This window comes from Ilumatobacter sp., from assembly GCF_049588435.1.
Classification (GTDB): domain Bacteria; phylum Actinomycetota; class Acidimicrobiia; order Acidimicrobiales; family Ilumatobacteraceae; genus Ilumatobacter_A.
On the sequence record NZ_JBAVYV010000135.1, the window covers coordinates 1 to 7432 of the forward strand.

The window sequence follows — 7432 nt, forward strand, 5'->3', positions numbered from 1 at the left end:
TTCGTGATCGCGAACCGCCGTGCGAGGGTCCGAGACAGCCTCGATTGCGGGCATTTCCCCTGCTCAGTGATGGTGCCCGGGGCGGGGTTCGAACCCGCATGAGGTTGCCCTCGAGGGGGTTTAAGCCCCCCGCGTCTGCCAGTTTCGCCACCCGGGCGGGCGCAGACGAAGGCTAGGCGCCACGCCGCCTCACGACGCGACACGCAGATCTACCGACGCCATCACCTCCCACAGGTCGTTGCGGACACGATCGGCATCGGGGGGTGCAAGGCCGTTGCTCACCACGACGCCCTCGATCATGTCGGCCAGCACCGCCTCGCGCTGACGCCCCCTCACCCGCACCGACACCACAGGGTCCGAACCCGCTGCTCCGGATCGGCGGCGAATGCTCCGGTCGACACCGACCAGCCGTGGCGGACACCGAAAACTCGGTGCGATCAACGACCGACGCGACGCTGCACGGGTGAGCGCCCGAGCGGCGTGGGCGAATTCGACGGTCGAGGAGAACTCCATACGTCCATCATGACGACGGGGTACCTCACACTCGGGTGGCTCGGAACGTCAGCCGTCAGCGGGCGGCGGTTCGGTGATCGGTGGGGGCTCGGGGAGAGTTCCCGGGCCGAGGTACACGATCACCTTGGCCACGCCGATCCCCGGGATCGGGGGCGCCTCCGCCAACGGCAGGATCTCGACATCGCCGGGTTCGAACCCGAGGTCGACGGCCACGATCTCGGCCTCACCGAGATACGGCTCCGAGTAATAGATCCGTGTCTCCTGCGCCTGTGCCGGACCCACGACGCCACGCACATCGAAGTATCCGCGGTCGCTCAATTCCTGGATCACCGGCCCGAGTCGCTCGCCTGCGCTGGTCCCGTTGACGACGAGGATGCCGACGAAGAACCGCTCGATCGGAACGGCTGTCGTGGGCGGGACGGTGGAGGTCGTCGAGGTGGTGGATGTCGTCGTAGTCGTGGTCGAGGTGGTGGTCGGCGGAATCGTGGTGGTGGTCGTGGTCGTCGTGGTGGTCGTCGTCGTGGGGGGCGGCGGCTCCTCGGTCACCTTGAGCATGATCACGGTCGCGATCAGCCCGACGGCGATCGTGGCGAAGATGATGCTGAGGGCGGTCTTGTTGGACATCGGAGGAAGCGGTCAGCAGAGATCGGTCGATGGCGACCATGCGCCGACGGAGCATCCATCGACGAAAATCAAGAGGGCGGCGGCGACCTCGTCGTCGATCCACACGTCCGTCCTCATGATCGCCCGACGCTACCCGACGACACCCGTGGTCGACGTGGACCCGGTGGCCTACAGTCCGTGGCGATGACCGACCAGATCGTGACCCTGAGCCCGGTGCAACAGCGCACGCTCGAGGTGCTGCGGCGGTCGGGCGATCCGGTGGTGTTCGATGTCGAGTTCATCGACGACATCCGCGCCGAGATGCGCGCGGCGATCGACCATTTCGCCGAACGTCTCGACCCCGATGAGGAGATCTGGATCTCCAAGCATCGGATCGCGTCTGTTCTCGAATGTGAGACCAACCATCTCCTTCCCGACGAGTTCGAATGGACGAGCGCCAACGCCAAGGGCACGATCGCCCACAAGGCGATCGAACTGCAGATCTCGTGGCCCACCCGCCTCGGCGAGCCCGCACCCGTCGATCTCGTCGACCAGGCGATGGTCCGACTCGCGGACGAGAACCGCAGCATCGGACAGTGGATCGAGACCCTGTCCCCCGCCGACGAGGCCGACGTGCGCGGTCAGACTTCGGTGCGGGTCACGCAGTTCGTCGAGAACTTCCCACCGCTGAGCAAACGATGGGCGCCGGTCACCGAAGCTTCCGTGCGCTGGCCGAATACAGGGCCGATCACGTTGGCCGGCAAGGTCGACCTGCTCTTCGGACGACCGAATGCCCGCGAGAGCCGCAAGGTGATCATCGACCTCAAGACCGGCCGACCCAGCCCCCGCCACCGCCAGGACCTCGCCTTCTACGCGCTGCTCGAAACGCTCGTGCGCGAGGTTCCACCACGCAAGGTCGCCACCTTCTACCTCGATGCCGCCGAGGCCCAGGCCGACGACGTGTCGGAACGGCTGATCGAAACGGCGATGCGGCGCACGCTTGACGGAATCCACCGACTCATCGAAGTCGAATCGGAGGGCCGTCCACCCACACGCCGGCCGGGCGTCACCTGTCGATGGTGTCCGATCAACACGACGTGCGACGACGGAGTCGCGTACCTGCGCGCCCAGGGGCGCGACGACTGAACCCGGACGTCCCGGCTCGGTATCGTGGGACGATGTCGATCGATCGGGACAGCAGGGTCTTCGTCGCCGGGCACGGTGGATTGGTCGGGTCGGCGATCATGCGTCGACTCGAGAGCGACGGATTCACCAACCTCCTGACGGCGACCCGGGCCGAACTCGACCTCCGACAGCAGAGCGACGTCACCCAGTGGTTCCACGACAACCGCCCGGACCATGTCTTCCTCGTCGCGGGCACCGTCGGCGGGATCATGGCCAACAGCACGCGCCCCGCCGAGTTCATCTACGACAACATGATGATCCACGGCACGGTCGTCCACGCCGCACATCTCAGCGGGGTGACAAAGTTGCTGTATCTGGGATCGTCGTGCATCTACCCGCGCGAGGCCCACCAACCGATCAGCGAGGACGAGCTGCTCACCGGCACTCTCGAGCCGACCAACGAGGCGTACGCGATCGCGAAGATCGCGGGCATCAAGGTGTGCCAGGCGTACCGCCAGCAGTACGGATGCGACTTCATCTCAGCGATGCCGACCAACCTCTACGGCCCGAACGACAATTTCGATCTGACGTCGAGCCACGTCCTGCCCGCCCTCATGCGCAAGTTCCACGACGCCCGCTCCGCCGACGAGCAGGTCGTCGAGGTGTGGGGTACCGGCTCGCCGATGCGCGAATTTCTCCACGTCGACGATCTCGCCGACGCCTGCCTGTACCTGATGGACAACTACAGCGACGTCGGTCACGTGAACGTCGGGACCGGTGAGGACCTCCCGATCCGCGAACTCGCGGAGAAGATCCGCGACGTCGTCTGCCCCGACGCCGAGCTTCGGTTCGATCCGTCGAAGCCGGACGGCATGCCGCGCAAGGTGCTCGACGTGTCGAAACTCAATGCACTCGGGTGGAAGCCGTCGATCGACCTCGACGAGGGAATCGCGTCGACCTACGAGTGGTTCCTCGATCAGGTCGAGACCGACGGAGCATCGACCCCGCGCGGCATCTGATCCGCTGCTCATCCACCGGGCAGCGGTGACGCCTCAGGTCGTCATCAGGGCGACAGGCAATCCGAGCCCCACCTCGGAACCGATCGTCGCAATCCGTCGCCCCGGCTGCACCGCATCCTTCGGAGCGCTCACCCGGTCGGGGCCGATCCGTTCACACGCCGCATCGAGATCGTCGACGTTGATCACCAATCCCCAGAAGCGTGCGGGCCCGTCCGGCATTTCCGGCCGAGACACCAGCTCGACGATGAGACCGCCGCGCCCCAGTCGATGGAATCCCTGGCGCATCGCGCCCACCTCGCGGATCCGCTTGAGTTCCGCTCCGGTGCTGGCCTCGATCGCTCGCGATGTGCGTTCGAGGTCAGCGGTCATCACGACGACGTGATCGAGCCCACTCGCTCCGAGTTCGTGGTGTGCGAACGTCGGCGGGCGTGGGTCCACGGCGGTCGTCGCGATCCCGTCGATGTCACCATGTTGTCCGGCGTCGACCCCGCTCAACGCCCAGCCGACGATTCCCGTCGCGCCGGATTCGGCCTGTGTCTCGACGCGCACCGACGTTCCCATCAGCGGAATGAAGCCGTCCTCGTCGACGACCAGCCCGAGCGACCTCCAGACGGAAGGATCGCCTGCCACCTCCAACCATTCAGCGCGTGCCGTCATGGGTCGATCCTCGCAGAACGAGGCGGCGGGTACGCGACCGGGTCCAGACGCGACAAGGCGCCCGAGCAATGATCCGAAGGATCGGGGCGCGGGCGCCTGAAAGTCAGTTCGGTTGGATGGTGAAAGGCGTCAGCCGCGGCCCATGTTGGGACGCTTGCCGTGGTTCGCCTTCGAGCGGCGGAGCCGGGCCTTGCGCTTCTTGGTCTTCTTCGACATAAGGCGTTCGATGCTATGGCCGTTTGGCCGCGTCCCCAACCGCACGGCGTGCGACACACCACCTGTCGCCCGCTGTCAGCGCCCCATGTCCACGACGGAGACATCGAGCCGTTCGACCGCCCCCAGCCATCATCAGTCCCGGACGGGAGTCAGCCTCCTCGTTCCTCCAGGTGCGACGACGGGTGGCTACTGTCACCACATGACCACAGAGATCCACGGAACCGTCGCACCCGGCTTCGAAGCGGTGCGTGACGCATTCGCCACCAACTGGGAGATGCACGGCGACGTCGGTGCCTCGGTGTGCGCGACGGTGGACGGCGAGGTCGTGTTCGACCTGTGGGGTGGCACCGCGACCTTCGACGACGGTGAACGCGACTGGGCCGAGGACACGATCATCAACGTCTGGTCCACGACCAAGACGATGTCGTTCCTGTGCTGCCTCCTGCTCGCCGATCGCGGAGAACTCGACCTCCACGCACCCGTCGCCACGTACTGGCCCGAATTCGCCGCCGGCGGCAAGGAGCAGGTTGCAACCCGCCACATCATGGGCCACACCGCCGGACTGTCCGGATGGGACCAACCGCTCGACACCGTCGACCTGCTCGACCACGACAAGTTGGTCGGGCTGCATGCCGCCCAGGCGCCGTGGTGGGAGCCGGGCACCGCGTCGGGATACCACGCGATCAGTCAGGGCTACCTGCTGGGGGAGATCGTCAAGCGCGTCTCGGGTCGATCGCTCGGAACGTTCTTCGACGAGGAGATCGCCGGACCGCTCGGTGCCGATTTCCACATCGGCACCGGCGCCGAACACGACGAGCGGATCGCGCACGTGATCCCGCCTGCCGCCCCGCTCGGTGCGGACGGCGGTGCCATCGACGAAGACTCGATCGCGTACCGCACCCTGACCAACCCGACGGTCGACGCATCCTTTTCGTCCACCCCCGAATGGCGACGCGTCGAGATTCCGGCGGCCGGCGGTCACGGCAACGCCCGATCGGTCGCGGGCATTCACACGCTCACCGCGAACGGTGGCAAAGCGAACGGTCAGCAGATCATCTCCGCCGACGGTCTCGAGCGAATCTTCGAGGTCCAAGCCGAAGGCATCGACCAGGTGCTGGGCGCCGACCTCAAGATCGGGATGGGGTTCGGTCTCCCGAGCCCGATGCTTCCGCTCCCGAACCCGCACACCTGCTACTGGGGCGGATGGGGCGGGTCGCTCGCGATCATCGACATGGACGCGAAGCTCAGCTTCAGCTACGTGATGAACAAGATGGGCGACACGACCACCGGGGACCCCCGTGGAGCCGGACCGCTCCTCGCCACCTACGCCGCCCTGATGTCCTGACGCTGGGTGCGTCCCGGTCCCACCGGCCATCTCGTCGCGCATCCACCCGCCAACCGGGCACTTCCGCGACGAGAACGTCGGCGACGGCACTCGCGGGTGGCCCGCCCGACTCGTCAGGCGGCGGCGCGGGTCCAGGCCAACAGTTCGTCGACCGGCTTCGTGTTGAGGATCCGGTCGATCGGAACGTCACAGTCGGCCGCACGATCACAGCCGAGCGGCTGCCACTCGAGCTGGCCGGTTGCGTGCGCGTCGGAGTCGATCGTGAACCAGCATCCATAGTCGACCGCGAGACGCAGCAACTCCCGGGGCGGATCGAGCCGCTCGGGCCGACAGTTGATCTCGACCGCCGTGTTGAACTGAGCACACGCTGCGAAGACGTAGTCGGCATCGAAGTCGCTCGGCGGGCGCTTGCCGATCATCCGGCCGGTGCAGTGCCCGAGGATGTCGACGTGCGGTGACGCGATCGCCTGCAACATCCGCTCGGTCATCTTCTGCTTCTCCATCCGCAGCTTCGAATGCACGCTGGCGACGACGACATCGAGGCGCCCGAGCATCTCGTTCGACAGGTCGAGTGAACCGTCCTCCAAGATGTCGACCTCCATCCCGGAAAGGATCCGGAACTCGTGTCCGGCATCGGCGATTGCTTCGTTGACGGCCGCGATCTGGTCGAGTTGTTCGTTCAGCCGTTCCTCGTTGAGCCCGTGAGCGATCGTCAGCCGGGCCGAATGATCGGTCTGGACCATGTACTCGTGGCCGATCGCCATCGCCGTCGTCGCCATCCGTTCGATCGGCGCACCGCCGTCGCTCCACGTCGAGTGGAGGTGACAGTCGCCGCGCAACGCGTCGCGATACGGCCGGGCCTTGTCGCTGATCTCGACCTGCGACTTGGCCTCGATGTCGGCCAGATACCGCGACGGGCGACCTTCGATCGCATCGGCGATCACCTGCGCCGTCGACGAACCGATTCCGTCCAGGTCGGTCAATGTGTCGTTGGCAACTCGGCGTTCGAGTTCGGCTGGGTCGGTACTCCGCACCACGTCGAGCGCCCGAGCGAACGCCTTCGTCTTGAACCCCGACTCCCGCGCCCGATCCAGACAGTGGATCACTCGCAGCAGCGCCACCTCCGGGGTCATGACCCGATCGTATCTCCCACTGTCGATCCGCTCGCCTCCGCCACGTCCCGTTCCACCCAAGCGACACGACCCGGCTCTGCCGCGGCCCGTCACGAGGTTCTGCGACGCCGAGTCACTGCAGATCCGGCGCCCCTGTCGCACCGACGTTCTCGTCGCGCATCCGCCCACCCACCGGGCCGATCCGCGACGAGAACTCGGGGCGGCTCACGCGACTTCCCCTCCATCGTGCGTGACGACCCACCGGGGTCGCATGGAACATCTCGCTCCCGCACGCGCCGATCTGACCCGCCAGTCCGCCACGATGCGCGCCCACACCGTCATTGTCCTGTGCGCGTGCATGGCGGTACTGGTCGCGAGTTGCGCTGTCCCGGCCGAACCGGACTCCGACACAGGCACAACCGATTGGTGTTGGCGGTACTACGCACTGGCCCCCGCCGGTGCGCTCATCTCCGACCTCGGCCCGCCCAGCGCCGATGCTGTCGATGAGTGGCTCACCTGGCTGCATGCCACCCTCGACGCCCCGACCGACCGGCGACGGGCCCAATCCGAACAGCTGCACCTCGTCGATCGGATCCACACGTCCCAACCGTGGACCTCGGCCGAACGTGACAGCTACCGCCGGGCATCGATCAGCGACCCGACCCCCGCCACTCTCTGCGAAACGCGCGGCGCCCGGATCATCCCGCACCACGACGGAACCCTGCCCGACGGATGGACGGACCGCTTCCTCGACCCCGACGATCCCGCGTTCTCCCGCGCCGCCTGGGCCGAGGCGGAGGCGGCACGATGACCTGGTTCACCGGTGGTGGCCGACCCACTCG

General features: G+C 66.7%; 8 protein-coding genes and 1 tRNA gene. 4 read left to right on the forward strand and 5 right to left on the reverse strand.

The annotated features are described in order from the left end of the window. Positions 1–70: 70 nt before the first annotated feature. The 3 genes from WBV89_RS05195 to WBV89_RS05205 all read right to left on the reverse strand — a co-directional run bounded on the left by WBV89_RS05195 (position 71) and on the right by WBV89_RS05205 (position 1137). Positions 71–157: transfer RNA gene (locus WBV89_RS05195), tRNA-Leu, on the reverse strand. A gap of 32 nt (positions 158–189) precedes the next feature. Then, a complete protein-coding gene (locus WBV89_RS05200) occupies positions 190–513 on the reverse strand; it encodes a hypothetical protein (RefSeq protein ID WP_423980276.1) in 324 nt (107 codons plus the stop codon). A 48-nt stretch (positions 514–561) separates the two neighbouring features. Continuing rightward, positions 562–1137 carry a LytR C-terminal domain-containing protein gene (locus tag WBV89_RS05205; protein ID WP_423980277.1) on the reverse strand — a complete coding sequence of 192 codons (576 nt, stop codon included), beginning with the start codon at positions 1135–1137 and terminating at the stop codon, positions 562–564. Positions 1138–1320: 183 nt separating this feature from the next. On the opposite strand from WBV89_RS05205, the gene WBV89_RS05210 reads away from it, so the two are divergent. Next, positions 1321–2262, forward strand: coding sequence for a PD-(D/E)XK nuclease family protein (locus tag WBV89_RS05210; RefSeq protein ID WP_423980278.1), 942 nt, complete (start codon positions 1321–1323; stop codon positions 2260–2262). A 38-nt stretch (positions 2263–2300) separates the two neighbouring features. Further along, positions 2301–3260 carry a GDP-L-fucose synthase gene (gene fcl / locus WBV89_RS05215; RefSeq protein ID WP_423980283.1) on the forward strand — a complete coding sequence of 320 codons (960 nt, stop codon included), beginning with the start codon at positions 2301–2303 and terminating at the stop codon, positions 3258–3260. Positions 3261–3293: 33 nt separating this feature from the next. On the opposite strand, the gene WBV89_RS05220 is transcribed toward fcl, so the two are convergent. Beyond that, entirely contained in the window at positions 3294–3917 is a 624-nt protein-coding gene (locus WBV89_RS05220; protein ID WP_423980279.1) for a VOC family protein, read from the reverse strand. 415 nt (positions 3918–4332) lie between these two features. Here WBV89_RS05220 and WBV89_RS05225 point away from each other — a divergent pair, with 415 nt between their 5' ends. Further along, positions 4333–5478 carry a serine hydrolase domain-containing protein gene (locus WBV89_RS05225; RefSeq protein ID WP_423980280.1) on the forward strand — a complete coding sequence of 382 codons (1146 nt, stop codon included), beginning with the start codon at positions 4333–4335 and terminating at the stop codon, positions 5476–5478. 113 nt (positions 5479–5591) lie between these two features. On the opposite strand, the gene WBV89_RS05230 is transcribed toward WBV89_RS05225, so the two are convergent. Beyond that, positions 5592–6611 (reverse strand): PHP domain-containing protein, encoded by a 1020-nt coding sequence (locus WBV89_RS05230; protein WP_423980281.1) that lies wholly within the window; start codon positions 6609–6611, stop codon positions 5592–5594. A 250-nt stretch (positions 6612–6861) separates the two neighbouring features. On the opposite strand from WBV89_RS05230, the gene WBV89_RS05235 reads away from it, so the two are divergent. Beyond that, complete coding sequence (locus WBV89_RS05235) at positions 6862–7401, forward strand: hypothetical protein (protein ID WP_423980282.1); 540 nt, start codon at positions 6862–6864, stop codon at positions 7399–7401. Positions 7402–7432 lie beyond the last annotated feature (31 nt).